The sequence below is a fragment of the Vibrio genomosp. F6 genome, from assembly GCF_005146325.1.
Classification (GTDB): Bacteria; Pseudomonadota; Gammaproteobacteria; order Enterobacterales; family Vibrionaceae; genus Vibrio; species Vibrio cortegadensis.
This window is the reverse complement of the sequence record NZ_SYUT01000060.1, coordinates 1-1,194: the sequence shown is the minus strand read 5'-3', so window position 1 is coordinate 1,194 and position 1,194 is coordinate 1. Positions and strand designations below refer to the sequence as shown.

The following is a 1,194-nucleotide window of genomic DNA, read 5'->3' as shown; positions in this document are numbered from 1 at the left end:
TGTTTGTATGGATAATAGGCACTCCAATCGGGTAAGGTGAGACCCAGACTTTAGCTGCAACTAAAGTTCTTCTATTTGGTAGTTCGATTAAATGATGGCTCCTCTATTGAGAGACCGATAACAAGTTCGAACGCCAGATAGAACTCCAAGCACCACACTCGAATAGTCTTCTGGGTCTCGAGCCCGCATTTGCAAGCAAGAGTTAGCTTATTATGAATACAAATACACTTCAAAACATTAATGTCGGCGTTGATACTGGCAAGTCACAATTAGATATTTACATCCGCCCTCTCGACATTTACTTCACTGTCCCAAACACCGAAAAAGGCATCCGTGATGCCATCAAAACCATTAAGAAACACAAACCTCAGCGCATCGTCATCGAAGCGACTGGCCGATTAGAAATGCCCTTCATACTCGAATGCGATAAAGCCAAATTACCTTATGTAATTGCTAATCCGTTGCGTATTAAAAAGTTCGCAGGTGCCATTGGACAACGAGCTAAAAACGACCGATTAGATGCTGCTCTTATTGCACATTATGCTGAACGTATGCAACCCGAACTCACCAAACTGAAAAGCGAAAACATTCGCCTTATGAGTGACTTAGTCGCAAGGCGCAACCAGCTGCTCACCATGCAAACCATGGAAAGAAATCGGCTACAAATATTACCAAAGAATATCTCATCAACCATTACTCCTATCCTTACCGCTCTGAAGAATCAGATAGAAAAAGTAGAAGCAAAGATAGCGAAACTGATTGATAGCTGTCCTGAGTATCAAGCCAAGAATACGATTCTCCAAAGCATGCCTGGCGTGGGTAAGGTCCTTGCGGCCTCCTTAATTAGCAATGTGCCCGAATTAGGGTTTATCTCCAATAAACAAGCCTCTTCGCTCATTGGTGTCGCACCAATAACAAGAGAGAGCGGCCGCTTCAAAGGCAAACGGATGATACAAGGAGGGCGAGCTCAAGTTAGGACAGTTATGTATATGGCGATGATGTCAGCTATTCAGTGTAACCCAGTTTTCAAGGTGATTTATGAACGATTACTTGCGGCAGGAAAACCAAAAAAAGTAGCGATAGTTGCTTGTATGAGGAAGATGGTTGTGATTTTAAATTCAATGCTGAGAGACGGTGTGATGTGGGATAAAAATAGCGTCAAAAATTAACTATTGACGCCATAGTCTCTTGTTA

1 protein-coding gene is annotated in these 1,194 nt (G+C 42.6%); it reads left to right on the top strand.

Features of this window, described 5'->3' with window-relative positions; all coding sequences use genetic code 11:
• Window positions 1-212: 212 nt before the first annotated feature.
• On the top strand, window positions 213-1,169 hold the full coding sequence (locus FCV43_RS18025; protein WP_136995934.1) for an IS110 family transposase: 957 nt from the start codon (window positions 213-215) through the stop codon (window positions 1,167-1,169).
• The last annotated feature ends 25 nt before the right edge of the window (window positions 1,170-1,194 follow it).